General features: G+C 72.9%; 25 protein-coding genes. 18 read left to right on the top strand and 7 right to left on the bottom strand.

Annotated features, from left to right (window positions below; translation table 11 throughout):
• The first annotated feature begins 54 nt into the window (after nucleotides 1-54).
• The 10 genes from ACQP0T_RS22195 (at nucleotide 55) to ACQP0T_RS22150 (ending at nucleotide 11,155) form a co-directional block, all read left to right on the top strand.
• Nucleotides 55-417: a GntR family transcriptional regulator gene (locus ACQP0T_RS22195; RefSeq protein WP_345367773.1), complete on the top strand. Its 363-nt coding sequence runs from the start codon at nucleotides 55-57 to the stop codon at nucleotides 415-417.
• Nucleotides 414-1,370, top strand: coding sequence for a DUF1648 domain-containing protein (locus tag ACQP0T_RS22190; protein WP_433869809.1), 957 nt, complete (start codon nucleotides 414-416; stop codon nucleotides 1,368-1,370). Before ACQP0T_RS22195 ends, ACQP0T_RS22190 begins: the two co-directional genes overlap by 4 nt.
• 12 nt (nucleotides 1,371-1,382) lie before the next feature.
• Entirely contained in the window at nucleotides 1,383-2,297 is a 915-nt protein-coding gene (locus ACQP0T_RS22185; RefSeq protein ID WP_433869808.1) for a lysostaphin resistance A-like protein, read from the top strand.
• A complete protein-coding gene (locus tag ACQP0T_RS22180) occupies nucleotides 2,294-2,761 on the top strand; it encodes a hypothetical protein (protein ID WP_433869807.1) in 468 nt (155 codons plus the stop codon). The genes ACQP0T_RS22185 and ACQP0T_RS22180 overlap by 4 nt, the downstream gene beginning before the upstream one ends.
• Before the next feature lie 31 nt (nucleotides 2,762-2,792).
• Nucleotides 2,793-5,003 carry an ATP-dependent DNA helicase RecG gene (recG, locus tag ACQP0T_RS22175; RefSeq protein ID WP_433869806.1) on the top strand — a complete coding sequence of 737 codons (2,211 nt, stop codon included), beginning with the start codon at nucleotides 2,793-2,795 and terminating at the stop codon, nucleotides 5,001-5,003.
• Nucleotides 5,004-5,073: 70 nt separating this feature from the next.
• Nucleotides 5,074-5,547 (top strand): hypothetical protein, encoded by a 474-nt coding sequence (locus tag ACQP0T_RS22170; protein WP_433869805.1) that lies wholly within the window; start codon nucleotides 5,074-5,076, stop codon nucleotides 5,545-5,547.
• A 145-nt stretch (nucleotides 5,548-5,692) separates the two neighbouring features.
• Nucleotides 5,693-5,902, top strand: a complete 210-nt coding sequence (locus ACQP0T_RS22165) for a hypothetical protein (protein ID WP_433869804.1) — start codon at nucleotides 5,693-5,695, stop codon at nucleotides 5,900-5,902.
• 563 nt (nucleotides 5,903-6,465) lie between these two features.
• Nucleotides 6,466-9,843 carry a pyruvate carboxylase gene (locus ACQP0T_RS22160; RefSeq protein WP_433869803.1) on the top strand — a complete coding sequence of 1,126 codons (3,378 nt, stop codon included), beginning with the start codon at nucleotides 6,466-6,468 and terminating at the stop codon, nucleotides 9,841-9,843.
• Nucleotides 9,844-9,989: 146 nt separating this feature from the next.
• On the top strand, nucleotides 9,990-10,496 hold the full coding sequence (locus ACQP0T_RS22155; protein ID WP_433869802.1) for a hypothetical protein: 507 nt from the start codon (nucleotides 9,990-9,992) through the stop codon (nucleotides 10,494-10,496).
• Nucleotides 10,497-10,588: 92 nt separating this feature from the next.
• Complete coding sequence (locus ACQP0T_RS22150) at nucleotides 10,589-11,155, top strand: hypothetical protein (RefSeq protein ID WP_433869801.1); 567 nt, start codon at nucleotides 10,589-10,591, stop codon at nucleotides 11,153-11,155.
• A 329-nt stretch (nucleotides 11,156-11,484) separates the two neighbouring features.
• Here ACQP0T_RS22150 and araD read toward each other — a convergent pair whose 3' ends face one another.
• The 3 genes from araD to ACQP0T_RS22135 all read right to left on the bottom strand — a co-directional run bounded on the left by araD (nucleotide 11,485) and on the right by ACQP0T_RS22135 (nucleotide 14,191).
• Nucleotides 11,485-13,215 (bottom strand): L-arabinonate dehydratase, encoded by a 1,731-nt coding sequence (gene araD / locus ACQP0T_RS22145; RefSeq protein ID WP_433869800.1) that lies wholly within the window; start codon nucleotides 13,213-13,215, stop codon nucleotides 11,485-11,487.
• Between the two features lie 137 nt (nucleotides 13,216-13,352).
• Entirely contained in the window at nucleotides 13,353-13,889 is a 537-nt protein-coding gene (locus ACQP0T_RS22140; protein ID WP_433869799.1) for a hypothetical protein, read from the bottom strand.
• 74 nt (nucleotides 13,890-13,963) lie between these two features.
• Nucleotides 13,964-14,191, bottom strand: a complete 228-nt coding sequence (locus ACQP0T_RS22135; RefSeq protein WP_345367784.1) for a hypothetical protein — start codon at nucleotides 14,189-14,191, stop codon at nucleotides 13,964-13,966.
• Between the two features lie 150 nt (nucleotides 14,192-14,341).
• On the opposite strand from ACQP0T_RS22135, the gene ACQP0T_RS22130 reads away from it, so the two are divergent.
• The 3 genes from ACQP0T_RS22130 to ACQP0T_RS22120 all read left to right on the top strand — a co-directional run bounded on the left by ACQP0T_RS22130 (nucleotide 14,342) and on the right by ACQP0T_RS22120 (nucleotide 16,843).
• Entirely contained in the window at nucleotides 14,342-15,169 is an 828-nt protein-coding gene (locus tag ACQP0T_RS22130; RefSeq protein WP_433869798.1) for a helix-turn-helix domain-containing protein, read from the top strand.
• An 8-nt stretch (nucleotides 15,170-15,177) separates the two neighbouring features.
• Nucleotides 15,178-15,393, top strand: coding sequence for a DUF397 domain-containing protein (locus ACQP0T_RS22125; protein WP_433869797.1), 216 nt, complete (start codon nucleotides 15,178-15,180; stop codon nucleotides 15,391-15,393).
• A 133-nt stretch (nucleotides 15,394-15,526) separates the two neighbouring features.
• On the top strand, nucleotides 15,527-16,843 hold the full coding sequence (locus tag ACQP0T_RS22120; RefSeq protein ID WP_433869796.1) for an MFS transporter: 1,317 nt from the start codon (nucleotides 15,527-15,529) through the stop codon (nucleotides 16,841-16,843).
• A 103-nt stretch (nucleotides 16,844-16,946) separates the two neighbouring features.
• On the opposite strand, the gene ACQP0T_RS22115 is transcribed toward ACQP0T_RS22120, so the two are convergent.
• Entirely contained in the window at nucleotides 16,947-17,627 is a 681-nt protein-coding gene (locus ACQP0T_RS22115; RefSeq protein ID WP_433869795.1) for a GntR family transcriptional regulator, read from the bottom strand.
• 118 nt (nucleotides 17,628-17,745) lie between these two features.
• On the opposite strand from ACQP0T_RS22115, the gene ACQP0T_RS22110 reads away from it, so the two are divergent.
• Nucleotides 17,746-19,299 (top strand): thiamine pyrophosphate-dependent enzyme, encoded by a 1,554-nt coding sequence (locus tag ACQP0T_RS22110; RefSeq protein ID WP_433869794.1) that lies wholly within the window; start codon nucleotides 17,746-17,748, stop codon nucleotides 19,297-19,299.
• Between the two features lie 238 nt (nucleotides 19,300-19,537).
• Here the strand turns inward: ACQP0T_RS22110 and ACQP0T_RS22105 are convergent, their stop codons facing one another.
• The 3 genes from ACQP0T_RS22105 to ACQP0T_RS22095 form a co-directional block, all read right to left on the bottom strand.
• The gene (locus ACQP0T_RS22105; RefSeq protein WP_433869793.1) at nucleotides 19,538-20,617 is read right to left on the bottom strand and encodes an Ldh family oxidoreductase; all 1,080 of its coding nucleotides are present in this window, start codon (nucleotides 20,615-20,617) and stop codon (nucleotides 19,538-19,540) included.
• A gap of 2 nt (nucleotides 20,618-20,619) precedes the next feature.
• Nucleotides 20,620-21,345, bottom strand: coding sequence for a ribonuclease activity regulator RraA (locus ACQP0T_RS22100; RefSeq protein WP_433869792.1), 726 nt, complete (start codon nucleotides 21,343-21,345; stop codon nucleotides 20,620-20,622).
• Nucleotides 21,346-21,526: 181 nt separating this feature from the next.
• Nucleotides 21,527-23,578, bottom strand: a complete 2,052-nt coding sequence (locus tag ACQP0T_RS22095; RefSeq protein WP_433869791.1) for a HelD family protein — start codon at nucleotides 23,576-23,578, stop codon at nucleotides 21,527-21,529.
• 153 nt (nucleotides 23,579-23,731) lie between these two features.
• On the opposite strand from ACQP0T_RS22095, the gene rsmD reads away from it, so the two are divergent.
• The 4 genes from rsmD to ACQP0T_RS22075 all read left to right on the top strand — a co-directional run bounded on the left by rsmD (nucleotide 23,732) and on the right by ACQP0T_RS22075 (nucleotide 26,406).
• Entirely contained in the window at nucleotides 23,732-24,325 is a 594-nt protein-coding gene (rsmD, locus tag ACQP0T_RS22090) for a 16S rRNA (guanine(966)-N(2))-methyltransferase RsmD (RefSeq protein ID WP_433869790.1), read from the top strand.
• Nucleotides 24,326-24,425: 100 nt separating this feature from the next.
• Nucleotides 24,426-24,908, top strand: coding sequence for a pantetheine-phosphate adenylyltransferase (coaD, locus tag ACQP0T_RS22085; RefSeq protein WP_433869789.1), 483 nt, complete (start codon nucleotides 24,426-24,428; stop codon nucleotides 24,906-24,908).
• 123 nt (nucleotides 24,909-25,031) lie between these two features.
• Nucleotides 25,032-25,466, top strand: coding sequence for a ribonuclease domain-containing protein (locus tag ACQP0T_RS22080; protein ID WP_433869788.1), 435 nt, complete (start codon nucleotides 25,032-25,034; stop codon nucleotides 25,464-25,466).
• A gap of 208 nt (nucleotides 25,467-25,674) precedes the next feature.
• Nucleotides 25,675-26,406, top strand: coding sequence for a DivIVA domain-containing protein (locus tag ACQP0T_RS22075; protein ID WP_433869787.1), 732 nt, complete (start codon nucleotides 25,675-25,677; stop codon nucleotides 26,404-26,406).
• The last annotated feature ends 323 nt before the right edge of the window (nucleotides 26,407-26,729 follow it).

Genomic DNA, 26,729 nt, shown 5'->3' with positions numbered 1-26,729 from the left:
CCCTCGGTCACCGGACGAGGCGCGTCCATGTTTGGTGCTAATGTTGATAGCACCATGTTGCTCTCCCTCGATCTGAACGATCAGCGGCCGCTGCACGAGCAGGCCGCCGACGCCCTGCGCCGGGCCATCGCGGAGGGCGAGGTGCGCCCCGGCGACCGGCTGCCCCCGGCGCGCGATCTCGCGACCGCGCTCCAGATCAACCCGAACACCGTGCTCCGCGCCCTGCGCGGGCTGCGCGAGGAGGGGCTGCTGGAGTTCCGCCGGGGACGCGGCGTCACCGTGCTGCGCCGACCGGACCCGGAGGCCGCCCTGCGCGAGCGCACCCGCGAGCTGGTCGCCGAGGCGGCGCGGCACGGGTTCGGGTCGGCCGACGTCATCGGCTGGATCAGAGCGGACGAACCGGAGGAGGCTCGATGAACGCGCGGCGATTCCTGATCGGTGCGGGCACCTGGCTGGTGGTGGCGACGGCCGCGCTCGTCGCGGTCCCGCTGGCGCTGCGGGACCGGCTGCCGGACCCGATCGCCTCGCACTGGGGGTTCTCCGGGCAGCCGGACGACTCCATGCCCGCGGCCGGGCTGTTCGCGATGGTGCTGGTGATGTGGGCGATGTGCGTCGCCGGGGTGGGCAGCTACCTGCGGGGCGGTGGCCTGCGGGACCGGCAGCGGCGGGGGAGCGCGGGGGCGCTGCTGGCCGCGGGCACCGGATTCGTCGGCGGGCTCACCGCGCTCACCCTCTGGGCCAACCTGGACCTGGCGCACTGGCAGCAGGCGCGACCGCTGAACTGGCAGGCGCTGCTGATGATCGGGGTCAGCGCGGGTCTGGGCTGGCTCGGCTGGCGGGTCGGCGTCGCCGGGTTGGAGCCGGACAGCGCCCCGGAGTCCGAGGCCGCCGCCGAGCTGCCGCTGCGCGGTGACCGGCGGGCGGTCTGGGTGTCCGCCGTGACCAGCCGGACGCTGCGGGCGGTGGCCGCGGTCGCGGTGCTGGTGGGGGTCGGGCTCGCCGTGGTGGTCGGCTGGCCCGCCGGGCTCGCCGCGCTGCTCGCCGGGCTGGTCTGCTTCGCGCTGTCCTCGGCGCGGGTGCAGGTCGACGAACAGGGCGTGCTGGTGGTCTTCGGACCGCAGCGCTGGCCGTCCCGGCGCATCCGGCTGGACCGGATCGTCGACGCCCGGGCCGAGCCGCGGCGCGCGGTGGAGGCCGGTGGCTGGGGCTACCGGGTGCTGCCGCACTTCACCGCGATCATGCTGCGCGGCGGCGACTGCCTGGTGCTGCGGCTGAGCGGTGGCCGGGACTTCGTGATCAGCGTGGACCACCCGCGGCGCGGTGCGGAGTACCTCAACGCCTTGATCACCGAACGCTCCGCGACCGAGTGAACAGGAGATCCCGTGCGACGTGATCTGGTGCTCTTCCTGCTGGTGGCCCTCGGCGGGGCCTGGCTGCTCGCCGCTCCGCTGTGGTGGAGCGGCGCGGGCCTGGCCACGCCGGGCTTCGCGCTGGTCGCCTCGGCGATGATGCTCACCCCGGCGCTCGGCGTGCTCGCCGTGCGGCTGGCCGACCGGAGCACCCCGGCGCGGCGGTGGGCCCGCGACACCGGGCTCGGCTTCGGCCCCAGGCCCAAGCGCACCGTCGGGCTGCTGCTCGCCGCGTACTTCGGCACCCCGCTGCTGAGCGCGCTCGCGGTGGGGATCAGCGCGGCCGTGGGCGTCCTGGAGCTGGACCTGGCGGGCTTCGGCCTGTTCACCGCCCAGCTCGAAGCGGCCGGGGTGCAGCCGCGCGGCGGGGCCGGGGCGCTGGTGGCGGTGCAGCTCGTGACGATGGTGCTGGTGGCGCCCGCGCTGAACGCGGTGCTGGCCTTCGGCGAGGAGTGGGGCTGGCGGGGCTGGCTGCTGCCGAGGCTGGCCCGGCACGGGGTGTGGCCCGGGTTGCTGCTGTCCGGGCTGATCTGGGGGATCTGGCACGCGCCGGTCACCGCGCTGGGCTACAACTACCCGCACCTCGGAGCCTGGGCGGCGGTGCTGTTCACCGGTTTCTGCGTGCTCTGCGGCCTGCTGCTGGGCTGGCTGCGGCTGCGGTCCGGGAGCGTGTGGCCCGCGGTGGTCGGGCACGGCGCGCTCAACGCCTCGGCGGGGCTGCCGCTGCTGCTCGGTTCGGCGGAGGCGCCGCCGGACATGGCGCTGGCCGGGCTCGTCGGGCTGGTCGGCTGGGCGGTGCTCGCGGTGCTGGCCGCCGTGCTGCTGCGGTCGTTGCCAGGTGGTGCGGACGTGCCGGTCGAGCGGGGCCGACTACGGTCGTCGGCGTGAACGCCCGTGCCCGATTCCTCGTCGCCACCGGGAGCTGGACGCTGCTGGTGGCGGTGGTGATGGTCGCCGTGCCGGTGCTGCTGCGCGGCAGGCTGCCCGATCCGATCGCCGTGGAGTGGACCTACTCGGGCACCCCCGAGGGCTCCCGCTTCCTGGGCGATTACCTGTTCGGCAACGTGCTCTGGTGGCTGGTGATCGCCGCGGTGTGGGCGCTGCTCGGCGTGCGCGGGGTGATCCGCCGCCGCGGTCGGTCCTGGGTCGCCGCCGCCCTCGGGGCCTTCGGGGTGGTGATGCTCGGCACGGTGGTGACGACCGTGCTGGCCAACCTCGACGCCGGTTCCTTCCAGAACGCCGCCGAGCGCACCGGCCACGGCTGGCTGCTGCTCGGTGCCGCGTTCGCCGCCTGGGCCGGGTGGCGGCTCGCCGGTCGGGACCAGGGCGGTCCGGCGGGCGGCGTCGGGTAATTTTTCCGGCGTCGGGACGAGGAGGAGTGCGGTGACCTCATGGGACGTCACGCTCGACCGGGTGCTCGGCGCCAAGACGGGCAAGGCGCTCGACTCGGCGCTCGGGTTGAGCACGGTCGGTGACCTGCTGCGGCACTACCCGCGGCGCTACGCCGAACGCGGTGAGCTCACCGCCATCGCCGGGCTGGAGCTGGGCGAGCACGCCACCGTGCTGGCCCAGGTCGAGCGGGTCGCCAAGCGGAGCATGAAGTCCCGGCGGGGCACCATCGTGGAGGCCCGGATCACCGATGGCCACCGGTCGCTGACCATCACGTTCTTCAACCAGGCGTGGCGGGAGCGCGAGCTGCTGCCCGGCCGGCGGGGCATGTTCGCGGGCAAGGTCACGGCCTACCGCAACAACCTCCAGCTCGCGCACCCCGAGTACCAGCTCTTCGGCGAGGACGCCGACGTCGGTTCGGCGGCCGAGGAGTTCGCCGCCGCGCTGCTGCCGGTCTACCCGGCGGCCCAGGGGCTGCCGTCGTGGTCCCTCGCCCGCTGCGTGCGGCAGGTCCTCGACGTCTGGGACGGCACCGACGACCCGCTGCCCGCGGAGCTGCGCGAACGCCACGGGCTCAGCGACCTCGACACCGCGCTGCGCCGGATCCACCAGCCGCAGGACCACGAGGACCTGGCCACGGCGCGGCAGCGGCTGAAGTGGGACGAGGCGCTGTCGGTGCAGCTCGCGCTGGCCCGGCTGCGCGGTTCCGCCGGGTCGCACCCGGCGCCGTCCTGCCCGCCGCGCCCGGACGGCGTGCGCACCGCCTTCGACGAGCGGTTGCCGTTCGAGCTGACCGCCGGGCAGCGCGAGATCGGGGAGCGCGTCGCCGTCGACCTCACCGCCGAGCACCCGATGAACCGGCTGGTGCAGGGCGAGGTCGGCAGCGGCAAGACGGTGGTGGCGCTGCGCGCCATGCTGCAGGCGGTGGACGCCGGGCGGCAGGCGGCGATGCTGGCGCCCACCGAGGTGCTCGCCGCGCAGCACGCCCGCTCGCTGTCCGAACTGCTCGGCGACCTCGGCCGGGCCGGGGAGCTGGGCGCGGCCGAGCAGGCGACGTCGGTGACCCTGCTGACCGGTTCGCTGCCCACCGCGCAGCGCCGCGCCGCGATGCTGGCGGCGGCCTCCGGCGAGGCGGGCATCGTGGTCGGCACCCACGCGTTGATCCAGGACCGGGTGTCGTTCGCCGACCTCGGGCTGGTGGTGGTCGACGAGCAGCACCGCTTCGGCGTGGAGCAGCGGGACGCGCTGCGCGCCCGCGGTCCGGCGGGCACCTCGCCGCACGTGCTGGTGATGACGGCGACGCCGATCCCGCGCACGGTGGCGATGACGGTCTACGGCGACCTGGAGGTCTCGGCGCTGCGGGAGCTGCCGCGCGGGCGTTCGCCGATCAGCACCAGCGTGGTGCCGGTCGCGGAGAAGCCGGGGTGGCTCGACCGGGCGTGGGCGCGGGTCCGCGAGGAGGTCGCGGCCGGGCACCAGGCGTACGTGGTGTGCCCCCGGATCGGCGACGACGAGGACGAGAAACCCGCCAAGGGCAAGAAGAAGTCCGCCGAGCCGGAGGAGCCGCCGAGCGACGGCGGCCAGCAGCGCAGGCCCCCGCTGGCCGTGCTGGAGGTCGCCGAGCAGCTCACCGCCGGTCCGCTCGCGGGACTGCGGGTCGCGGTGCTGCACGGGCGGTTGCCCGCCGACGAGAAGGACGCCGTGATGCGCGGTTTCGCAGCGGGCGAGGTCGACGTGCTGGTGGCCACCACGGTCGTCGAGGTCGGCGTGAACGTCCCGAACGCCACCGCCATGGTGATCATGGACGCCGACCGGTTCGGGGTGAGCCAGCTCCACCAGCTGCGCGGCCGGATCGGCCGGGGCAGCGCGGCGGGGTTGTGCCTGCTGGTCACCGACGCGATGGGCGGCACCACCACCCGGGAGCGGCTCGACGCGGTCGCGTCCACCACGGACGGTTTCGAGCTGGCCCAGCTCGACCTGGAGCTGCGCCGCGAGGGCGACATCCTCGGCGCGGCGCAGTCCGGCCGCCGGTCGGGGCTGAAGATGCTGTCGCTGCTGCGCGACGAGGACGTCATCGCCGAGGCGCGCGCCGAGGCCGAGCGCGTGGTGGGCGCCGATCCGGAGCTGCGCGCGCACCCCGGCCTGGCCCGCATGGTCGCCGAGGTCGTCGACGAGGAACGCGCCGGTTTCCTGGAGAAGTCCTGAGCGTCGCCCGTTCGGGTAAATGCTGCTCAGCGCGTTGTCGGCCACCGACTTTTCAAGTAGTTTTCAAGTCATGCCGGATCTCGCCGAAGCTTCCTTCTCGGAGCTCCTCAACCACCCCAAGGCCACGGTTGACCGACTGGGGCGGACCAAGGCTCGCGCCCTGCGTCTGCGGCGTCGCGGTGAAGAAGATCTGGTGCTGACCACCGCGTCCCGCGCCGAGCAGGAGAACGAGCTCACGTCCGCGACGACGAGGATCTTCGTGGCCCTGGTGCGGCACGATCGCGCGTCGCTGTCCTTGCTGGTCGACGTCGTCCCCGAAGCGTTCCCGTGGGTGCGTTTCCTGCCGTCGGAGGACGTCCGCCGATTCGTGGTCGAACTCGTCGAAACCCTGCGCGCGGCGGAGACCATCGAGAACTCGGCGCCGGTGGTCCAACTCATCACGGCCTGGCGCCACACCGCGGAGGTCTACGCCGATCCGGCACTGCTCGCCCAGCTTTCCGGGGAGCTCTCCGATCACGGGCCGATCGCGCCTCCGCCTTCATGAGCGGTCAGGTGAAGCGCAAAGCTCGATTGGCGCCGCCGGCGGGACCGGGGCAGTGGGAGATCCGTGCCGGCACCAGCGAGGCCGCCAAGGGGTGGGAGGACCTGTGCTGCCACCCCTTGGCAACACGCGGCGGTCCTGGGAAGTGATGAGCAACGACCCCGCGCCTGCTGTGGAAACAGCGCGGCACCACCGGTTGAAGGGTCCGCTCGGCAGCCGTGCCTTCGACGGCCGGGAACTGGCGATGTGGCAGATCGAGGTGACCGGCGGTGGCCGAATCTGGTACGTGCTCGATGAGGAGCGCACCACGGTGTGGGTCGTCGCCGCCGGCACCGGGCACCCCAAGGTGACCGGCTAGGTGATCGCGGCCTCGGCGGGGGATCCGACGCGGCTCGACTTCGGCTTCGAGGACGGCGACTTCCGGATGATCTTGGAACCCGACTGGTACTGCGACGCCCGCCCGGTCCTGCGGTCCTGAGGCGGTTCTGCTTCGCCTGTTGTGCCGGCAGCGGAACCTCGGCGGCTGCGCCGATCCGCTCGGCGGTGCCGGTTGCGGGGGTGGCAAGGCGGAAGCGGCTTCGCCGCTGTGCGAACGGGCTCCGAGGCCCGTCCCCGGCCCTCCGCGGCGCGGTGTCGGGCGCCGGTCGGGGCCGACTCGCGCGGGATGTGCCGCATCACACGTGGGGGCCGGTACCCGTTCGCGCGCGGGTGCCACGGCGGTCCGGGGGTGAATTGGCCCGGGTGATGTTGCCCGACGCGAAACTTTCACGGATTTTCTTCCCCGGCTGCCTTGTGCGGGCGCTGGTTTCGGCTGGTCATCGCTTTGCCGGGTGGTCCGAACCGTGGAACGTTCTCCCGACTTCGGGAAAATTCGCGGTAGTGTTCTCCGCACCGACGACACCCGTCCTGGAGGTAGCCGGCATGTTCCGCAAGGTCCTCGTCGCCAACCGAGGCGAGATCGCGATCCGAGCCTTCCGCGCCGCGTACGAACTGGGGGCGGGCACCGTGGCGGTGTTCCCCCACGAGGACCGCAACTCGCTGCACCGGCTCAAGGCCGACGAGTCGTACGAGATCGGCGAACCCGGCCACCCGGTGCGGGCCTACCTGTCGGTCGAGGAGATCATCGAGGCGGCGCGCACCGCGGGCGCCGACGCGATCTACCCCGGTTACGGGTTCCTGTCCGAGAACCCGAAGCTGGCCGAGGCGTGCCACCGGGCCGGCATCACCTTCGTCGGCCCGAGCCACGAGATCCTCCAGATGACCGGCAACAAGGCCACCGCCGTGGCCGCCGCCCGCGAGGCCGGGGTACCGGTGCTGGACTCCTCGGCACCGTCCCGCGAGGTGGACGAACTGCTCGCCGCCGCCGCGAGCATGACCTTCCCGGTGTTCGTCAAGGCCGTCGCGGGCGGCGGCGGGCGCGGGATGCGCCGGGTCGACCAGCCGGAGGCGCTGCGCGAGGCCCTCGAAGCGGCCATGCGCGAGGCCGAGTCGGCCTTCGGCGACGCCACGGTGTTCCTGGAGCAGGCCGTGGTCAACCCCCGGCACATCGAGGTGCAGATCCTCGCCGACGGCGCCGGCGAGGTGATCCACCTCTACGAGCGGGACTGCTCGGTGCAGCGGCGGCACCAGAAGGTCGTGGAGATCGCCCCGGCGCCGAACCTCGACCCGGCACTGCGGGAGCGGATCTGCGCCGACGCGGTCGCCTTCGCCCGCACCATCGGCTACGTCAACGCGGGCACCGTGGAGTTCCTCGTCGACGAGCGCGGCAACCACGTGTTCATCGAGATGAACCCGCGCATCCAGGTCGAGCACACCGTGACCGAGGAGGTCACCGACGCCGACCTGGTGCAGTCGCAGCTGCGCATCGCGGCCGGGGAGACGCTGGCCGATCTGGGCATGTCGCAGGACTCGGTCCGGCTGCGCGGCGCCGCCCTGCAGTGCCGGATCACCACCGAGGACCCGTCCAACGGGTTCCGCCCGGACACCGGCATGATCAGCGCCTACCGCTCGCCGGGCGGCGCGGGCATCCGGCTCGACGGCGGCACCGCGTTCGCCGGGACCAGCGTGAGCGCGCACTTCGACTCGATGCTGGTCAAGCTCTCCTGCCGGGGGCGCGACTTCGGCACCGCGGTGGCCCGGGCCCGGCGGGCGCTGGCCGAGTTCCGGATCCGGGGCGTGGCGACCAACATCCCGTTCCTGCAGGCGGTGCTGGAGGACGACGACTTCGCCGCGGGCCGGGTGACGACCTCGTTCATCGACGAGCGCCCGCACCTGCTCACCGCGCGGCACTCCGCCGACCGCGGCACCCGGCTGCTGAACTACCTCGCCGACGTCACGGTGAACCACCCGAACGGGCGGCGGCCCGGCGTGCCGGAACCGGCGCTGAAGCTGCCGCAGGCGGACCTGGCGGTCCCGCCGCCCGCCGGGTCCAAGCAGCGGCTCACCGAGCTCGGCCCGGAGGGATTCGCTCGCTGGCTGCGCGAGTCCGACGCCGTCGGTGTCACCGACACCACCTTCCGGGACGCCCACCAGTCGCTGCTGGCGACCCGGGTGCGCACCCGAGACCTGCTCGCGGTGGCCCCGCACGTGGCGCGGATGACCCCCGAACTGCTGTCCCTGGAGTGCTGGGGCGGGGCGACCTACGACGTGGCGCTGCGGTTCCTCGCCGAGGACCCGTGGGAGCGGCTGGAGAAGCTGCGCGAGGCGGTGCCCAACATCTGCCTCCAGATGCTGCTGCGCGGGCGCAACACCGTCGGCTACACGCCTTACCCGACCGAGGTGACCGAGCACTTCGTGCAGGAGGCCGCCGCCACCGGCATCGACATCTTCCGGATCTTCGACGCGCTCAACGACGTGTCCCAGATGCGCCCGGCGATCGAGGCGGTGCGCGGCACCGGCACCGCGGTGGCCGAGGTGGCGCTGTGCTACACCGGCGACCTGTCCGACCCGGCCGAGGACGTCTACACCCTGGACTACTACCTGCGACTGGCCGAGCAAATCGTGCAGGCCGGGGCGCACGTGCTGGCGGTGAAGGACATGGCCGGGCTGCTGCGCGCCCCCGCCGCGGCGACCCTGGTCTCCGCGCTGCGCCGGGAGTTCGACCTGCCGGTGCACCTGCACACCCACGACACCCCCGGCGGCCAGCTCGCCACCTACCTGTCGGCGATCCAGGCCGGGGCGGACGCGGTGGACGGGGCGACCGCCTCGATGTCCGGCACCACCTCGCAGCCCGCGCTGTCCTCGGTCGTCGCCGCCACCGACTACACCGACCGCGCCACCGGGCTGGACCTGGGCGCGGTCTGCGACCTGGAGCCGTACTGGGAGGCGGTGCGCAAGGTCTACCAGCCGTTCGAGGCGGGCCTGGCCTCGCCGACCGGCCGGGTCTACCGGCACGAGATCCCCGGCGGCCAGCTCTCCAACCTGCGCACCCAGGCCGTCGCGCTGGGCCTCGGCGACCGCTTCGAGGACATCGAGGCGATGTACGCGGCGGCCGACCGCATCCTCGGCCGGCTGGTGAAGGTGACCCCGTCGTCGAAGGTGGTCGGCGACCTCGCCCTGCACCTGGTCGGCGCCGGCGTCGCCCCGGCCGACTTCGAGGCGGAGCCGCGCAAGTTCGACATCCCGGACTCGGTGATCGGCTTCCTCCAGGGCGAGCTGGGTGATCCGCCCGCGGGCTGGCCCGAGCCGTTCCGCACCCGGGCGCTGGCCGGGCGGACCGCCACCCGCACCGTCGCCGACCTCGCCGAGGAGGACCAGCGGGGCCTGCGGGAGGACCGCCGCACCACGCTGAACCGGCTGCTGTTCCCGAAGCCCACCCAGGAGTTCGGCGAGCACCGCGAGGCCTACGGCGACACCTCGCTGCTGCACAGCAAGGACTTCTTCTACGGCCTGCAACCCGGGGAGGAGTGCGCGGTGGACCTGGAACCGGGGGTGCGGCTGCTCATCGGGCTGGAGGCGATCAGCGAGGCCGACGAGCGCGGCATCCGCACCGTGATGACCATCCTCAACGGCCAGATGCGGCCCATCCAGGTGCGGGACCGCTCGATCGCCTCCGAGCTGCCGGTCGCCGAGAAGGCCGACCGCGGGCACCCGGGCCACGTGCCCGCCCCGTTCTCCGGGGTGGTCACCCTGGCGGTCGCCGAGGGCGACGCCGTGGAGACCGGGCAGACGGTGGCGACCATCGAGGCGATGAAGATGGAGGCCGCGATCACCGCCCCGCAGGGCGGCCAGGTCAAGCGGCTGGCGATCGGCGGGGTCCAGCAGGTCGAGGGCGGCGACCTGATCGTCGAGATCGGCTGACGGCCCGCGCGGACCCGGGCGGTGGACCCGCGATCGGGTTCACCGCGCCGTGCCGGGCAACCCCGGCGGCGCTCGGCGCGTCTTCCTCGCAGCGGCGGTCCGGGGCCGCCGCCCGGCGACGGGGGTCGAGAATGCGGGTCAAGTGGGTGACGGGTGTGCTGGCGGCGGTGTGCGCGGTGGCGCTGCTGCCGGGAGCGGCGGCCGGGGCGGCGGCGGGCGACGTCCGCGACGTGGAGTGGCGGGACAGCCGGTACGCGGTGCCGCCGGTGGGCGGCTGCCCCGCGCAGGAGGTGCCGTTCGCCGACGGTGCCGCCGTGGTGGGCGACAGCGTCTACCGGTTCACCCCGCGGGAGCGCGTCCGCTACGCCGACGTCACCGGTGAAGGCGTCGAGGACGCGCTGCTGTTCCTGGACTGCGGGCCGCGCAACTCCGAGTACTCCACCGCGCTGGTCGGGATGACCACCGCGCCGGACGGCTCGCCGACGCCGCTGGGGACCGTGGTCAACCCCGAGGTGTGGACCACGGTGCCGACCGGCGTCGTCGTCCGGGACGGGCTGATCTCGGTCGGCCTGGAGAGCTGGGACACCGGCCGCACCTGGACCGAGCACTACCGCTGGGCCGCGTCGGCGGCGGCGTTCGTCCGCGTCGGATAATCGCGTTCCGTGGCCGCCGGCCGGGGTGTCCCGCTACCTTCGCGCCCGAGCGGGTGCCGCGCCGGGCGGTGCCCCCGGTGAGCGGAGGACCGGTGGAGCAGATTCGGCGGCCGAGGTCGCGGCCGGACAACGAGGTGCCGGTGCCCGTGGTGGTGGACTCCCCGGTGCTCAGCACCGGGGACCACGCCACGTGGCTGGAGTCCTGCCGGGTCTACTCGACCGGCATCGAGCTCGAATTCGTCCTGCTGACCCGCGATCCCGAGCGGCGGCGACCGCACCAGCTCGAACTGCTGGTGGGTGTCGAGTTCGCCGACGGCCGCTGGACCAGCACCTACGGGGCCCAGCCGGACGTCGACCCGGAGGCGCCGGTGCTGCACCCGCAGGGCGGCGGCGGTAGCGACAACCGCATGAACGAGCGCTACTACCTCAGCCCGGTGCCGCCGGAGGGGCCGTGCACGGTGCACTTCGCGATGCCGGACACCGACCTGGCCGACGGGGAGGTGGTGCTCGCCGGAGCGCGGCTGAACACCGCGGCGGCGGCCGTGCGGGAGCTGTGGCCGTGGCGGCCGAAGGAGTCGAGCACAGCCCCGGTGCACGTCCCGGTCCCGCCCCCGGGAAGCTGGTTCCGCTCCCACCCGGAACCCGAAATGCCCGGCTGACCCGATCGATTTTTTCAGGTGAGGGGCACCCTGTACCACGTCACCGGGTACAGGGTGCCCCTCACTCAGCTCATGAACGGGTGGGTCTTCGCCTTGCGCGTCGCCACCGGCCAAGCTGAAAAGGGGCGCCGCCCCCTTGGTGGGAGTCGGCGCCCCTTGAGCCGCAATCAAAGCGGTGTGGCCTGCATCGAGTGCTACCAGGGACCGGCCTTCGATCTTCGTCCGCCACGATACGCCCCGGCTCCCGTTGGTTTTTCAGGTGAGGGGCACCCTTGTCCCAGTATGTCGGGCAAGGGTGCCCCTCACTCACGTCACGAACGGGTGAGTCCTCAGTGGATGGCTGGTTCCGGGACGCCGCCGGAGCCGGTGAGGAAGTCGAAGTCGCAGCCCTGGTCGGCTTGGGTGATGTGGCGGTGGAACAGGGTGCTGTAGCCGCGCGCGGCCACCGGCGCGGGCGGGGTCCAGGACGCGCGCCGCCGGGTGAGTTCCTCCTCGGGCACCCGCAGGTCGAGGGTGCGGCGGGCGGTGTCGAGCTCGACCACGTCGCCGTCGCGGAGCAGGGCCAGCGGGCCGCCCGCGACCGATTCCGGGGCCACGTGCAGCACGCAGGTGCCGTAGCTGGTCCCGCTCATCCGGGCGTCGGAGATGCGCACCATGTCGGTGACCCCGGCGCGCAGCAGCTTCTTCGGGATCGGCAGCATCCCCCACTCCGGCATCCCCGGACCGCCCAGCGGTCCCGTGCCGCGCAGCACCAGCACGGTGTCGGCGTCCACGTCGAGGTCCTCGTCGTCGATCCGCGCGGCCATGTCCTCGTAGCCGTCGAAGACCAGCGCGGGCCCGATGTGCTGGAGCAGCCCGGGACTGGCCGCGGAGGTCTTGAGCACGCAGCCGTCCGGCGCGAGGCTGCCGCGGAGCACCGCGAGCCCGCCCTGCTCGGACAGCGGATCGGCGCGCGGGCGGATCACCGCCGGGTCGTGGACCTCGGCACCGTCCAGGTTCTCGCCGAGGGTGCGCCCGTTGATGGTGAGCGCCTCCCGGTGCAGCAGCCCGCCGAGCTCGGCCATCAGCGCGCGCAGCCCGCCCGCGTCGTGGAAGTCCTCCATCAGGTGCGCCCCGGAGGGCCGGATGTCGGCGAGCACCGGCACGTCGCGGGAGGCGGTGTCGAAGGCGTCCAGCGGGAGGTCGATCCCGGCCCGCCCGGCCATCGCGATCAGGTGGATCACCGCGTTGGTGGAGCCGCCCATGGCCACCACGACGGCGACGGCGTTGTCGAACGCCTCCCGGGTCAGCAGCTCGCCGGGGCGCAGGTCGTCCCAGACGGCCGCGACGATCCGCCTGCCGGTGGCCACCGCCATCCGCTGGTGCGGGGAGAAGGCCGCCGGGATGGACGAGGCGCCGGGCAGCGTCAGGCCGAGCGCTTCGGCGGCGGCGGTCATGGTGGAGGCGGTGCCCATCGTCATGCAGTGACCGGGGGAGCGGGCGATGCCGTCCTCGATCTCGGCCCACTCCCGGTCGCCGAGGGTGCCGGCGCGCTTGCGGTCCCAGTACTTCCAGGTGTCCGAACCGCTGCCCAGGGTGGTGTCGCGCCAGCGGCCCTTGAGCATCGGCCCGGCGGGCAGGAAGATCGAGGGGAGACCGGCGCTGGTGGCGCCCATGATCAGGCCGGGGGTGGTCTTGTCGCAGCCGCCCATCAGCACGCAGCCGTCGACCGGGTAGCTGCGCAGCAGCTCCTCGGTCTCCATCGCGAGCAGGTTGCGGTAGAGCATCGTGGTCGGCTTCTGGAACGGCTCGGACAGCGACATCGCGGGCAGTTCCAGCGGGAAGCCCCCGGCCTGCCAGATGCCGCGCTTGACCTCCTCGGCGCGTTCCCGGAAGTGCGCGTGGCACGGGTTGATCTCGCTCCACGTGTTGACCACGGCGATCACCGGCTTGCCCGCGTAGTCCTCGGCGTCGTAGCCCATCTGCTTGGCGCGGGACCGGTGGCCGAAGGAGCGCATGTCGTCCGCGCCGAACCAGCGGTGGCTGCGCAGTTCCTCGGCGGTGAGCGGTGAACGGGGCATGACCGGCCTTTCGGAGAAGTGCGGCGGTCGATCCAAGGTATATGATATCTCAGTCGGTGACCAGGGGTGCTCGACCGCGACGGCCGAGCACCCCGCGACGCCGGAATCGGCGCTCCGGAGCCCTTTTCGATGAGCTGCTAACGTGCGATCGGGTGGCTGGTCAGTTGCCCGCTCGCGTCGGTCAGGAGTGGCCGCTCCTGGCCGACGCCCACCGCCCTCGGTGCCGGGATGCCGAGCAGGAGTTCCTCGGTCTCCCACGACGAGGGCGCGTGCTCGCCGCGCGCGGCGGTGGCGGGGCGCAACCCGGCCTCGATCGCCTGGTTCAGGTGCGCCCTGGTCGTCTCCCGCGCGCTCAAGCACGCCTCGCACGGCACGCCGCCGCGGTCGCCCAGCCGACCGGGCCGCCCGATCCGGGTCCACTCCCCGCGCAGCGGGTGACCGCACAGCGCCCGGCCGTCGCCCCGCGTGAGGTGCACCCGGGTTTCCCGCGAGCCCACCGCCCAGTGGACGTCGATCCGGTGGACGTCGACCCGCTGCGCACCGAGCGCCCGGACGGGTGGTCCCGTTCCCGCGCGTTCCGGTGTCGGCGAGGCCCCCTCCGTGCGCCGCGCCGCGCCCTCGATCCCGAGCCACAGGCCCACGAGGAACACGACGTACACGATCGCCCAGACCATCGGCTACCTCCTGCCTTCCGCCGCGAGTGCGGCTCCCTCGTCCCGTGTCGTGCGGACCTGGCGCAGTCGTCGACTCATCGGGCCAGCGATCCCCACATGTCGCGCGGACCGTTGACCAGGAGGTGCGCCTCGGCGTTGCACGCGGCGCAGGTGCTCCACAGCCACGCCTCCCAGGAGAGGACGACCCGGTGCGTCGCCCCGCAGAGCATCAGCGCCTCCGCGCCGTCGGAGAGGTCGTCGGCCTTGCTGGCATGGCGCTCCCGCGCAGCAGGACGCCACAGGAACGCGTGCGGTCGGTACATGTGCCGCCTCCTTGCTGATCACTTGCTGTAATCAGAGCGTACAAGTGAGTCTCAATCGACGACACTTTCAAGGCGGGCCCATTAGGGCTAATCTTGAGACTCAATCGAACCCGCGCGGGCTACTGCGGGCGATGAGGCAGACTGACGGCCATGCCTGAAGAAGATCCGGGTCCGGTAGTCCAGCGGCTCATCCTCGGTGAGCGTCTCCGCACCCATCGGGAGGCGGCGGGCGTCGGTCTGGACGATGCCAACTCGGCGCTCGGCTGGTACCGAGGCAAGCTGTCGAAGGTGGAGACCGGCACTCTCGGTGTTTCCGAGAAGGAACTGGTCGTGCTGCTCAGTCAGTACGGCGTGACCGGACCGGACGCTGAGCAGGTACGGCAGTTGGGCAGGGAAGCCCGCCGCCGAGCTGCTCCAGAACGCGTGAGCGACTGGGCAAAGCAGTACATCCCCCTCGAGCGGGCCGCTTCAGAGATCCGCATGGTCTACAGCGAGATTCCGGGGATGCTTCAGACGAGGGACTACGGGAGGGCGCAGCTCTCACGCTCGCCGGTTGTCACTGCTGCTGATCTGGAACCGATGTCTACAGCTCGCGAAGAACGTGGCAACCGTCTGTACCTCGACGGCGCGCCTCGCGTGAAGGCTGTCCTCGGCGAGGAAGCGCTGCTTCGACGTGTCGGTACGCCACAGCAGATGAGAAGTCAGCTCGTGCGGCTTCGGGAGATGGCCGACTTGCCCACTGTTTCGTTGCGCGTGGTACAGCTGACCTGCGGACCTCACGCAGGTCTGAGCTGTCCGTTCACGTTGCTTTGGATCGAGCAGGCTCGGGCGACCATCGCGTATGTGGAGACGCTGACGGGAGCTGACTACGTGAAAAGCACGGGCGCATATACGCTCGCCTTTGAGCAAGCCGAAGCCGACGCGCTGTCGGAAGACGACACGCGCACTCTCATTGACGACTTCATCGGCAAGGAATAGGGGTACGCATGAGCAACACTATCGGCGGTACCGAGGGTGCGAAGTGGCGCAAGTCCTCGCGTAGCGGGGGAGCTCAGCAGTGCGTTGAAGTTGCCACCAACCTTGTGGACACGGCCCTGATCCGGGATTCCAAGCTCGGGGACTCCTCCCCGGTCCTGGGCCTGGAACCGACCGCGTTCTCGGCGTTCGTCGGTGCTGTGCGGGCGGGGCGCTTCGACGGCTGACGCTCGTTCGGCGCGGAACCCCCACCGTCCCGGTGGGGGTTCTTCTCGTCGCGGCGGCGTCTTGACGGTGTGGGGTGGGCCACTTTAGCTTGGCGTATCAGATATCATGCGCCAACACGATGAGGTGCGTCGCATGGAGCAGCCCGAGTCCAGCCGTCCGCGCCGCACCCGGGTCCGGTGGCTGATCGTCGTCCTGATCGCCGTGGCCACCGCCATCGCCTACATCGACCGCGCCAACCTCAGCGTCGCCAGCGATCAGATGCAGCAGGAGCTCGGCTTCTCCGACGAGCTCAAGGGCATCATGCTCTCGTCGTTCTTCTGGACCTACGCGCTGTTCCAGCTCCCCGGCGGCTGGCTGGTGGACCGCTTCGGCCCCCGGCTGCTCTACCCGCTGGCGGTGCTCTGGTGGTCCATCGGCACCGCGGCCACGGCGCTGGTGCGCGGCTTCGCCGGGGTGATCGGCTGGCGGCTGGTGCTCGGCGTGGGCGAGGCGCCGATGCAGGCGGCCAACGCGCGGGTGGTGTCGGAGTGGTTCCCGCGCAAGGAACGCGCCTTCGCCTCCTCGATCTTCGACACCGGCTCGGAATTCGGGTCGGCGCTGTCGGTCCCGCTGGTCACGCTGCTCATCGCGCTGGTCGGCTGGCGCGGTTCGTTCGTGGTGACCGGCGCGCTGGGGCTGGTGTGGGTCGCGGTGTGGCTGTGGATCTACCGCTCACCGCGCCGCCAGCGCTGGACCAACCAGGCCGAAGTGGACTACATCGAGCAGGGTGGCGGGCGGACCGAGGAGAAGGAACTCGGCGACGACGGCAGGCAGCCGATGCCCTGGCGGCACCTCTTCCGCTACTCGACCACTTGGGCGCTGGTCGCCGGCTACACCTGCCGCGGCGTGATCATCTACTTCTTCATCACCTGGTACCCGGACTTCCTGGTGAACCAGCAGGGTTTCAGCCTGCTCCAGCTCGGCCTGTTCGGCGCGATCCCGGGCCTGGCGGCGATGGTGGCCAACTGGCTCGGCGGGCTGCTGTCGGACTGGCTGGTGCGCCGCGGCACGCGGCTGGCGCTGGCCCGCAAGATCCCGCTCGTGGTGGGGATGCTCGGCGCCTCGACGATCGCGCTGGCGTCGGTCGCGCCGAACCCGGTGGCCGCGCTGACCTTCCTGACGCTGTCCTACTGCAGCGTCGCGGTCGCGACCGGAGCGCTGCTGTCCCTGCCCGCCGACATCGCGCCGTCCCCGCGCAACGTCGCGTCCCTGACCGGGGTGCAGAACTTCGGCTCGCAGCTCGGCGGCGTGATCGGCCCGATCGTGATCGGCTTCCTGATCGGCACCGGGCAGTACGCCTACGTGTGGCCGCTGCTGTTCGCCGGGGCGATGAGCATCATCGGCGCGGCGATCTACGCCTTCGCGGTGAAGATCGAGCCGCTCGACGAGCAACACCCGATGCTCCGCTGACCCGCACCCGAACGGGAGCTGAGTGAGGGGCACCCTTGACCAACATACTTGGGCAAGGGTGCCCCTCACTCATGACGAGAACGGGTGACGTCGGGGTGCCGGTTCAGCTCTCGGCTTCTTCGACCTTGGCCATGGCGCTGCGGAGGTGTTCGCGGGAGAGCCGTTCGACGTCCTCGGCGCTGCCGTCGGTGGCGGCGGCCAGGATCTCGGCGTGCTCGACGAACTCGTCGCGCCAGGAGGGCCAGCGGTCCCACAGCATGCTGACCACGCCGAGCGAGGTGAGGTCGCGCAGGCCGTCGAGCTGGTCGACGACCAGCTCGTTGCCGCAGCCGCTGTAGAGCGCGCGGTGGAACCGGCGGTTGGCGGCGCTGAGCTCGGAGTTGCGGCCCGAGCTGAGCAGCCCGGCGGCCTCGTTGAGCGCGTCCTGCGCCTGCCGCAGCGGCTCGGGGGCGCCGGAGCGGGTGGTGGTCATCGCGGCCCACGGCTCCAGCAGCAGCCGGACCTGGTAGACGGCGCGCAGGTCGGCGAGTGCGAGGCGGCGCACCGTGAAGCCCTTGTTCGGGGCCACGGTGACCAGGCCGGTGTGCGCCATGCCGATCAGCGCCTCGCGGACCGGCGTCTTGGACACCCCGAGCTGCTCGGACAGGCGCCGCTCCACCAGGGTCTCGCCCGGCTGGAGCGCGCCGGTGAGGATGGCGTCGCGCAGGGTGGCGGCGACCAGGTCGGTGCGGCTGGCCGGGCCGTCCAGCGGAGGCAGTCCGGGGGTATCGCTCAGCGTGGACACGAGGTCGATGATATATCGACCCCGGCGCGCCCTCGTCCGGCCCAGGTATTTCGTCGTTCGAACCACCGTTTCCGGTGAAGCGATGTACGATATATCAACCTGACGAAGGGAGTCCCCCGTGGAACGCACCGTGGCCCGCGCCGTGGTCGAGGTCCTCGCCGACGCCGGGGTGCGGCGCGGCTATACCGTGCCGGGCGAGTCGTTCCTCGGGCTGCTCGACGCGCTGGCGGCCGAACCCCGGCTGACCCTGGTCTCCACCCGGCACGAAAGCGGCGCGGCGTTCATGGCCGAGGCCGACGGCAAGCTGCGCGGCGCCCCCGCCCTCGCGCTGGCCAGCCGCGGTCCGGGCGCCACCAACCTCGCCATCGGCGTGCACACCGCCGAGCAGGACGGGACCCCGATGCTGGTGCTGCTCGGCCAGGTCCCGTCCACCAAGCTCGGCAGGCGGAGCTTCCAGGAGGTCGACCTGGCGGCGATGTTCGCGCCGCTGGCGCGATGGTCGGCCCAGGCGGGCACCGCCGCCGAGGTCCCCGGGCTGGTCGCCGAGGCGCTGTCCGCCGCGACCGGGCGGCGTCCCGGACCGGCGGTGCTCGCGGTGCCCAGCGACTTCTGGGACCAGCCCGCGCCCGATCCGGTCCCGGCCGCCCGGCCCACCGTCCCGGCGGCCCCGGACGCCGCCGAGGTGGCCGCGCTGCTCGACGCCGCCGAACAGCCGGTCGTCATCACCGGCACCCGGTCGCCCGAGGACCACGCCGAACTCGTCACCACCGCCGAACGGCTCGGCCTCGGCGTGCACACCGGGTTCCGCAGGCAGGACTCCTTCCCCGAGGACCACCCGCAGCACCTCGGCCACCTCGCCCTCGGGGTGCCCGCGCTGGACGCGCTGGAGTGCGCCGATCTGCTGCTGGTGCTGGGGATGCGGCTCGACGAGGTGACCACCCAGGGCTTCCGCTACCCGCTGCCGCACCAGCGGGTGATCGACGTCGAGCACGGTGTCGCCGGTTTCCTGCGCGAGCTCCGCGCCACCGCCGCGTCCCGGACCCGGGACTGGTCCCAGGCGCGCGCCGCCGTGCGGGCGTTCACCACCGCGCCCGCGGGCACCGACGGCCTGCACCCGACCGACGTGGTGCGCACCCTGCGCCGGCTGGCCCCGGAGGACGCGATCGTGACCAACGACGCGGGCAACTTCGCCGGATTCGTGCACCGCTACTGGTGCTTCACCGAACCGCGCACCCAGCTCGGGCCGTGCAACGGCGCGATGGGCTACGCCGTCCCGGCGGCGGTGGCCGCCAAGCTCGCCGCGCCGGAGCGGACCGCGCTGGCGATGGTCGGCGACGGCGGCGCGCTGATGACCGGCCAGGAGGTCGAGACCGCGGTGCGCCTCGGTGCGCCGATCGTCGTCGTGGTCTTCCAGAACGGGCTCTACGGCACCATCGCGATGCACCAGGCCAAGGCCGGTTTCCCGCTGTCCGCGGTGGACATCGGCGGGGTCGACTTCGCCGGCTGGGCGCGCTCGCTCGGTGCCGCCGGGTACACCGTCGCCTCCCGCGCCGAGCTGGAACCGTCGATCCGCGCCGCGCTCGCCGCGGACCGCCCCGCCGTCCTCGACGTCCGCACCGACCCGGACGTGCTCACCGCCGACACCCGGCTCGCCGACTTCCTGGAGTCCTGAGGACTGCTTTCGTCACGCGCCTTGCGTGGCGGTGCGGGTGGCGGAACCTCAGCGGTCTTCTCGCTGCGCCGATCGCCTCCTGATGTACCCACTTCGTACCCGGCGTCGGCGCTGTCCTCGCGAGAAGACCGCGGAGCGGTCACGTCCGAGCACGGGCCGCGGTGCGAGCTGCGTGCCCCACCGCATGCGGCTCCGCCGCATCCTGCAAGGACTCCTGAGCCCGTCGGGCGTGCGCCGCTCAGGCGAGGTCGAAGGCGACCCCGGCGCGCTCGGCCACGCCCCGGAGCTGGTGCAGCGCCTCGGCCGACAGCGGGACGCCGGTGGCGGTGCGCTCGGCGCGGGCGCGCGCCTGCGGGTCGCCCGCGACCAGCACCGGGTGGTCCGGGTCGACCGGTGGGGTGTCGTGCAGCAGGTCGATCGCGTCGTCCAGGTCGTCGGCGAAGGAACCGGCGGTGCGGAACGCGGCCGGGTCCAGCGCCAGGAAGAAGTGCCCGATGTCGTGCGGGCTCGCGGGGTCGTCGCGTTCGCGCAGCGCCGGGAACACCCCGCCGCACAGGGTCGCGCCGAGCACGTGGGCCATCATGCTCAGCCCGTAGCCCTTGTGGCTGGACATCTCCGGGGTGCCGCCGAGCGGGGTGAGCCCGCCGACGTCGTCCTCCTTGATGATCCGCTGCGCTTCGGCGGCGTCGCGCACCGGTTCGCCCGCGGCGTCGAGCACCCAGCCCGGGGGCAGCGGGCGGTCCTCGTAGTCGTAGACCTTGACCTTGTTGGCCGCGACGGTGGTGGTGGCCATGTCCAGCAGGAAGTGCGGGTTGCGCCGGGCGGGTGCGGCGAACGCGATCGGGTTGGTGGCCAGCATCGGCACCACCGCCCCGGTGGGCACCCCGCAGGACAGGTTCGCCGAGCTGGTGACCATGCCGATCAGGCCCCGATGGGCGGCCATCTCGGCGTAGTACCCGGCGGCGCCGAAGTGGTGCGAGCGGGCCACCGAGACCACGCCGACGGCGTGCTCGCGGGCCTTGTCGACGGCCAGCCGCATGGCGAACTCGCCCGCCGGGTGGCCGAGCCCGCGCCCGGCGTCGACCAGCGCGGTGGCGGCGTTCTCCCGCACCACGACCGGCCGCGCGGTGAGGTCGAGGCGGCCCTGCTCGTGGAACCGCTCGTAGGTCATCAGCAGCGAGACGCCGTGCGAGTCGATGCCCGCGAGATCGGTGTCGACGAGCACGTCCGCGGTGGTGGCGGCGAGGTCGTCGGCCATCCCCCAGGCGGTCAGCACGTCCCGGGCCAGCGTCCGGATCCGGTCGGCGGGAACTCCCACGGTCAGCTCCTCGGCGGGTGGTGGCGGGCCCATTCCCGGTAGCGCGCCCGGGTGGCCTCGTCCGGCGGGTAGGTGCCGCGCAGCGGTCGTCCGGCGGCCACTTCGGACAGCACGAACTCCTCCAGGTGCTCCTGCTCCGCGGCTTCCTCGGCGACCTCGGCGGCGAGGTGGCGCGGCAGGCACGCCACGCCGTCGGCGTCGCCGATCAGCACGTCGCCGGGGTAGACGGCGACCTCGCCGCAGCCGATCGGCACCTGGAGGTCGACGGCGTGGTGCTGGACCAGGTTGGTGCTCGCCGAGATCCCGGCGGCGAAGGCGGGCATCGCCAGCTCGGCGAACCCGGCGGCGTCGCGGACGGCGCCGTCGGTGACCACCCCGGCGACCCCGCGCACCTGCAACCGGGTGGCCAGGATGTGCCCGAGCGAGGCGGCGCGCCGCTGACCCCGGCTGTCGATCACCAGCACCTGACCGGCGGGGACGGCCTCCACGGCGCGGCGCTGCGGGTGGTCGTAGTCCTGGAACACCGAGAGCACGTCGAGGTCCTCGCGGGCCGGGATGCAGCGCAGCGTGAAGGCCTCGCCGACCATCGGGGAGTCCACCGGGTGCAGCGGACGCGGCCCCTGGAGCAGGGCGCCGCGCAGGCCCCGGGTCAGCAGCCGGGTGGTGATCGTCGCGGTGCTGGTGCGGCGCAGCAGGTGCCACGTCCGCTCGGGCAGCGGGTCGGCCATCGGACGCCTCCGGGCGACGCTGGGCAGAGACCGAGATATCATATACCGGGTTCGGGGAGCCGCGTTCCGCCGAAAGGCCGGTCCTGGCGGTCACGGGACGTGCGGACGGAAGGAAACCCCACCGGGCGGTGGGGGTCTCGCGCCGAACGGGCCTCAGCCGTCGAAGTGCCCCGCCCGCCCGTCAGCCGACTTCGAGCACGGTGAGCTGCTGGGTCGCCCGGCTCAGCGCGACGTAGAGGGCGCGGCGGCCGGTGCTCGATTCGGCGGCCAGGCCCGCCGGGTCGACCACGACCACGCCGTCGTACTCCATGCCCTTGGCCTCCAGGCTGCCGACGACCCGGATGCGCTCCGGATCGGCTTCGGCCAGCCACTCGCGGACCTCGGCGCGGCGGTCCATCGTGGTGATCACGCCGACGGTGCCGTCGGTCCCGGCGGCCAGCTCCAGCGCCACCGCGCGGGCCCGCGCGGCCAGCTCGTCCGGCGCGGCGGTGAGCGTCCGCGGCGGCACCCCGGTGCTGCGGACCGCGATCGGCAGGTCCTCCGCCGGGACCAGGTCGCGCACCGCGTCGGCGGCGACGGCGAAGATCTCCGCCGAGTTGCGGTAGTTGGTGCGCAGCCGGAAGCGTCGGTGCGCCCCCGCCGGGCGCAGCGCCTCGTCGCGGGCCCGCGACGCCTCCTCCGGGTCCGGCCAGGAGGTCTGCACCGGGTCGCCGACCACGGTCCAGCTCGCGTGGGCTCCGCGGCGGCCCACCATCCGCCACTGCATCGGCGAGAGGTCCTGCGCCTCGTCGACGACGACGTGGGCGTACTCGTCGTAGTTCACCCGCCGCCGGGTGCCCTCGGGCGGCTCCTCCGCGCGCCGCTTCGGCGGCGGCCCGGCGAGGTGGCGCAGCTCGTCGATCAGCGCGACGTCGGCCACCGTCCACTCCGGACCGGTGTCGGCCGGCCCCCAGGACTTCGCCAGCAGGTCGACCTCCTCGGCGCTGAGCAGCCGGCGCGCCGCGGTGGCCAGCCGCTGCGGATCGGACAGCCACCGCAGCACCTGCATCGGGTACACCGCGGGCCACCAGGCCACCAGGAAGCGGTGGAACTCGATGCGCTCGCCGAGCTCGGCGAACAACCGGTCCCGGTCCGGCCGGAAGTCCTCATCGGCGGCCTCGCGGGCCTGCTGCCACAGCGCTTCCAGCAGCGCGTCGGCGGCCTTCATCCGGATGCGGTTGGGCGGCGCGCCCTTGGCGTGCAGCGACCGGCGGATCTTCGCCAGCTCCTCGGCGCGCAGCTTGAGCACCGCGCCCCGGTAGAACAGGCTCAGCTCCTCGGGCGCGTCCGGCGGGGCCAGCCGCAGCGCCCGCCGCAGCACCTTCACCATCCGCGCCGACCCCTTGATCCCGGCGGTGCGCGGCTCGTCGACCGCGGTGGCGCCCAGACCGTCGAGCACCTCGCCGAGCGCGCGCAGCTCCACGTTGTGCTCGCCCATCGACGGCAGCACCCGCGAGATGTAGGACATGAACACCGGGGACGGGCCCACCACCAGCACACCCGGTCCGGCGAGCCGCCGCCGGTCCCGGTACATCAGGTACGCCGCGCGGTGCAGCGCCACCGCGGTCTTGCCGGTGCCCGGACCGCCGGTGATCTCGGTGACCCCCGACTCCGGCGCCCGGATCGCGTCGTCCTGCTCCTTCTGGATGGTGGCCACGATGTTGCGCATCGCATCGCTGCGGGCGCGGGTGAGCGCGGCCATCAGCGCGCCGTCGCCGACCACCCGCATCCCCTCCGGGGCCCGGTGCGGATCGAGCAGGTCGTCGGAGACGTCGACGACCTCCTCCTTCGAGGACCGGATCACCCGGCGCCGCACCACGTCCATCGAGTGCTCCGGCGTCGCCTGGTAGAACGCCGCGGCCAGCGGCGCCCGCCAGTCCACCAGCAGGTCCTGGAACTGCGGATCGCGGATGCCCAACCGGCCGATGTGGACCGCGTCGCCGCCCGCAAAGTCCAGCCTGCCGAACACCAGGCCCTCCGACTCGGCGTCCAGCGCCTGCAACGTGCGGTGGGCGTGGTGCAGCATCACGTCGCGCTCGTACAGCGCGTCCGGAGTGGCCTCCCGGCCGTGCTCGTAGCTCTGGTCGCGCAACCGCGCCGCGTCGGCGCGCAGCTCGGCGAGCCGGGCGTAGACCCGGTCGACGTGCTGCTGTTCGAGCCGGATCTCGGCCTGCTTGATGGATGCTTCGGACACCTGTGCTTCGTCTCCCCGTTGCTGTGGGCGACCTGGAAGCCTACGGCCCGGCGGCGGAGCCGACGACGCCTCTCCCGGGCGCTCGGAGCCCGCCCCGGCAGGCGTAAAATGGGCGCCCAGCAGCCGACGCCGACCGTGGGCGACGATGTCCGGGTGACACGGATCGTTGCCGGGAGCGTCGGCGGGCGCCGCCTCGAAGTGCCGCCGCGCGGTACCCGACCCACCTCCGAACGGGTGCGGGAAGCCCTGTTCAGCTCGCTGGAATCGCTGCTCGACCTCGCCGGAGCGCGGGTGCTCGACCTCTACGGCGGTTCCGGGGCGCTCGGCCTGGAGGCGCTGTCCCGCGGTGCCGCGCACGCCACCTTCGTCGAGCACGACCGGCGCGCCGCCGGGCTCATCCGCCGCAACGCCACCGCCCTCGGGCTGACCGGGGTGCGCGTCGAGCAGGCGAAGGTGGAGACCGCGCTGGCCGCCGGGTGCGCCGAGCCGTTCGACGTGGTGCTCGCCGATCCGCCGTACGACCTGGGCACCGCCGCGCTGGACCGGGTGCTGGCCGCGCTCGTCGACGGCGGCTGGACCGCGCCGGGTGCGGTCGTGGTGGTGGAGCGCTCGACCCGCGACGCCGAGCCGGACTGGCCGCCGCCGCTGGCCGCGCTGCGCACCCGCCGCTACGGCGACACCGCCGTGCACTGGGCCGAACACGAGCACCGGGCCGAACACGAGCACCGGGCCGAACACCCGGGCTGAGCCGAACACGAGCACCGGGCCGAACACGCTGAGCGCGGGCCGTGACCCCCACCACGTCGCCGGGGCGGTCGCCGGGCCGCTGCTGCTACCGTCCCGCGTCATGAGACGTGCCGTGTGTCCGGGCTCTTACGATCCGGTGACCAATGGCCACCTGGACATCATCGAGCGCGCGTCGGGGCTGTTCGACGAGGTCGTCGTCTCGGTCCTGATCAACAAGAACAAGAAGAGCCTGTTCGACGTGGACGAGCGGCTGGAGATGCTGCGCGAGGTCACCGCGCCGTGGTCGAACGTGCGCATCGACGCCTGGCACGGGCTGCTCGTCGACTACTGCCGGGACCACGGCATCGGCGCGATCGTCAAGGGCCTGCGGGCGGTCAGCGACTTCGACTACGAGCTGCAGATGGCGCAGATGAACCAGCGCCTGTCCGGGGTCGAGACGCTGTTCATGTCCACCAACCCGCTCTACAGCTTCCTGGCCAGCTCGCTGGTCAAGGAGGTCGCCACCTACGGCGGGGACGTCTCCAACCTGCTGCCGCCCGAGGTCGAGCGCCGGATGCGCGAACGGCTCGCCGAGCAGTCCTGAGCCGGCTGCGCCCGCGCGCTGCTCCGTTCGGGTGGGGGCGGGTCACCGGGCCGAGCGGAGCGACGGTTCGGGTTCACGTCACGGCCCCGGGCTGATCACCTACGGCGGTTAGCGTCGGTCGCCATGAAGCGGATCACGTCGAAACCAGTGCAGTTGCTCCTGGCCGGGCTGCTCGCCGTGACGGGGCTGTTCGGCTTCCAGCTCGTCGCCGCCGCGCAGGTGCCCGAGACCGCCCCGGCCGCCGCCGCGCAGCCGGCGTGCGGGGACACGTCCGGGTTCCAGCGCGTCGACCTGTCCCAGCTCCCGCCCGAGGCCACCGACACCGTCGAGCTGATCCAGCGCGGCGGCCCCTACCCGTACCCGCAGGACGGGGAGACCTTCCAGAACCGCGAGGGCATCCTGCCGGACTGCGCCGAGGGGTACTACCGCGAGTTCACCGTCGAGACGCCGGGGAGCCCGGACCGGGGCGCCCGGAGGTTCGTCGTCGGGGACGGCGGCGAGTACTTCTACACCGAAGACCACTACGAGAGCTTCCGGCTCACCGACATCGGCGCGTGATCTCCCCGCCGACCGGCGGCACCGCGCGCGGGCGCCGGTGCCGCCGGTCTGACACGCGGGCGCCCGGATATCCCGGCGCCGGGCGGGTCGCGCGGGCAGACTGGGAGACCGGGCTGGTCGCGGCGTGATCGGGACGGGCCGTCCGCCGGGGCCCCGGTGGTTCTGGGATGCTTGCCGCTGCAGCGGCCACGACGGCGAGGAGATCAACGTGTACCGGGTGTTCGAGGCGCTCGACGAACTCGTCACGATCGTCGAGGAGGCGCGCAGCGTCCCCATGACGTCGGGTTGCGTGGTGCCGCGCGGTGATGTGCTGGAGCTGCTCGACGACGTGCGCGACGCGCTGCCGCAGGAGCTCGACGACGCCCAGGACGTGCTGGACCACCGCGACGACGTGGTCTCCAAGGCCGAAGCGCACGCCGAGCAGGCGATGACCGGTTCCCGCAGCGAGGCCGAGCGCACCGTCTCCTCGGCCCGCGCCGAGGCCGAGCAGATCCTGGCGCAGGCCCGCGAGCAGGCCGACGAGCTGATCGCCGAGGCCCGCGCCACCGCCGAGCAGACCGTGACCACCGGTCGCCGCGAGTACGAGGACTACATCGGCCGCGCCCAGTCCGAGTCCGACCGCATGGTGCAGGCCGGGCGGGCCGCCTACGAGCAGTCGGTGCACGAGGGCCGGTCCGAGCAGGCCCGGCTCGTCGCCGACACCGAGGTCGTCCACGCCGCCAACTCCGAGGCGAAGCGGATCGTGGACCAGGCCAACGAGGACGGCGAGCGGCTGCGCAGCGAATGCGACGCCTACGTCGACTCGCGCCTCGCCGAGTTCGAGGACCTGCTGGGCCGCACCCTGCGCACCGTCGGCAAGGGCAGGCAGCAGCTCCGCAGCCCGGTCGGTGCGCCGTTCGACTACGAGGAGTGGAGCCCCGGCGGAAGCACCGCGAACTGAGCCGACCTTGCCGTAGGACCTTCTTCGGAATGGCCTGCGTGGCGGTGCGGGTGGCGGAACCTCAGCGGTCCCCTCGCTGCGCCGATCGCCTCCTGATGTACCCACGACGTACCCGGCGTCGGCGCTGTCCTCCCGAGAAGACCGCTGAGCGGTCACGTCCGAGCACGGGCCGCGGTGCCGGTTGCGTGCCCCACCGCATGCGGCTCCGCCGCATTCTGAAAGACCCCTTCACCGCAGCAACCGCCACCCGACGACCGCCGGGCATCACACGTTCGGGTCAAAGCCGTGCGGTGGCGGGATCGTCGGCCGCACCCGTCCGGGAC

The organism is Saccharopolyspora sp. CA-218241, from assembly GCF_050954615.1.
GTDB classification, from domain to species: domain Bacteria; phylum Actinomycetota; class Actinomycetes; order Mycobacteriales; family Pseudonocardiaceae; genus Saccharopolyspora; species Saccharopolyspora cebuensis.
The sequence above is the reverse complement of the archived record's forward strand: the minus strand, read 5'-3'. Positions and strand labels throughout refer to the sequence as shown.

Excerpts from the sequence above, each read along its gene's own strand:
- ACQP0T_RS22195 (WP_345367773.1), top strand. The coding sequence starts at position 55 with ATGTTGCTCTCCCTCGATCTGAACGATCAGCGGCCGCTGCACGAGCAG.
- ACQP0T_RS22190 (WP_433869809.1), top strand. The coding sequence starts at position 414 with ATGAACGCGCGGCGATTCCTGATCGGTGCGGGCACCTGGCTGGTGGTG.
- ACQP0T_RS22170 (WP_433869805.1), top strand. The coding sequence starts at position 5,074 with ATGCCGGATCTCGCCGAAGCTTCCTTCTCGGAGCTCCTCAACCACCCC.
- ACQP0T_RS22165 (WP_433869804.1), top strand. The coding sequence starts at position 5,693 with ATGAGCAACGACCCCGCGCCTGCTGTGGAAACAGCGCGGCACCACCGG.
- ACQP0T_RS22160 (WP_433869803.1), top strand. The coding sequence starts at position 6,466 with ATGTTCCGCAAGGTCCTCGTCGCCAACCGAGGCGAGATCGCGATCCGA.
- araD (WP_433869800.1), bottom strand. The coding sequence starts at position 13,215 with ATGCCCCGTTCACCGCTCACCGCCGAGGAACTGCGCAGCCACCGCTGG.
- ACQP0T_RS22140 (WP_433869799.1), bottom strand. The coding sequence starts at position 13,889 with ATGGTCTGGGCGATCGTGTACGTCGTGTTCCTCGTGGGCCTGTGGCTC.
- ACQP0T_RS22135 (WP_345367784.1), bottom strand. The coding sequence starts at position 14,191 with ATGTACCGACCGCACGCGTTCCTGTGGCGTCCTGCTGCGCGGGAGCGC.
- ACQP0T_RS22130 (WP_433869798.1), top strand. The coding sequence starts at position 14,342 with ATGCCTGAAGAAGATCCGGGTCCGGTAGTCCAGCGGCTCATCCTCGGT.
- ACQP0T_RS22125 (WP_433869797.1), top strand. The coding sequence starts at position 15,178 with ATGAGCAACACTATCGGCGGTACCGAGGGTGCGAAGTGGCGCAAGTCC.
- ACQP0T_RS22120 (WP_433869796.1), top strand. The coding sequence starts at position 15,527 with ATGGAGCAGCCCGAGTCCAGCCGTCCGCGCCGCACCCGGGTCCGGTGG.
- ACQP0T_RS22100 (WP_433869792.1), bottom strand. The coding sequence starts at position 21,345 with ATGGCCGACCCGCTGCCCGAGCGGACGTGGCACCTGCTGCGCCGCACC.
- coaD (WP_433869789.1), top strand. The coding sequence starts at position 24,426 with ATGAGACGTGCCGTGTGTCCGGGCTCTTACGATCCGGTGACCAATGGC.
- ACQP0T_RS22080 (WP_433869788.1), top strand. The coding sequence starts at position 25,032 with ATGAAGCGGATCACGTCGAAACCAGTGCAGTTGCTCCTGGCCGGGCTG.